The following is a 603-nucleotide window of genomic DNA, read 5'->3' on the forward strand; positions in this document are numbered from 1 at the left end:
GTATCAACATAGTGTCCCAATACCCTCTGTATAGCAACCACAGCTTTTCGTCCCTGCATATTCCACCAATATTGCCCAATCTCAATTATAGAAGTCTGTGCTTTGTAACCTTTCTCCATACCCACAATAAGTAGGAACATACGTAATACTTGAAACTCTCCACAAGTAGTAAGTAGGGTGAAATACTGCTTCTGCTGCAACTTGCGTTCGTAGGTTTCCTTGACCTGCAACTTTGCCCTGCAATGAGGGCAAGTGCAAGTTTCTCTATGTTTGTTCATTATCCAACTATGCCCACAATCCATACAAGTAGTGCGACCTTTTGGCAAGCGGTAGGCGAAGTGGTCAATGCACTCACGAAATGCCCATCTGCTTTGTGTCTTGGTTATCGGACGAAGGTGCCTGCTCTCGGCAAGGACTGCGTTCTCAAACTTGTTTCTCGGTTTCATAGGCTTAAAAATCGAATAGTGATGGTTGTACTTGGGTTGTCGCGTTCTCAGTCTTTTTCACTCGTGCGTTACGGCTCTGTATCTTGGCAAGTTCCTCACGCTGATATTGTTTAATGGCTTCCTGCCTTGCTTCGACTTTTTCTTCCTCTGTGAGTTC

Annotated in this window: 1 protein-coding gene and 1 pseudogene; both read right to left on the bottom strand. The window is 44.8% G+C overall.

Annotated elements, in window-relative coordinates:
• Positions 1-446 (bottom strand): annotated as a pseudogene (locus tag X919_RS0100830) (PcfJ-like protein); the annotation flags it as partial.
• A gap of 4 nt (positions 447-450) precedes the next feature.
• Positions 451-603, bottom strand: a 153-nt coding sequence (locus X919_RS16340) for a Cas9 inhibitor AcrIIA9 family protein (RefSeq protein ID WP_036916590.1), incomplete at its 5' end; no start/stop codon positions are given.

Origin of the sequence: Prevotella sp. HJM029 (genome assembly GCF_000599605.1) — a bacterium.
Taxonomy (GTDB): Bacteria; Bacteroidota; Bacteroidia; order Bacteroidales; family Bacteroidaceae; genus Prevotella.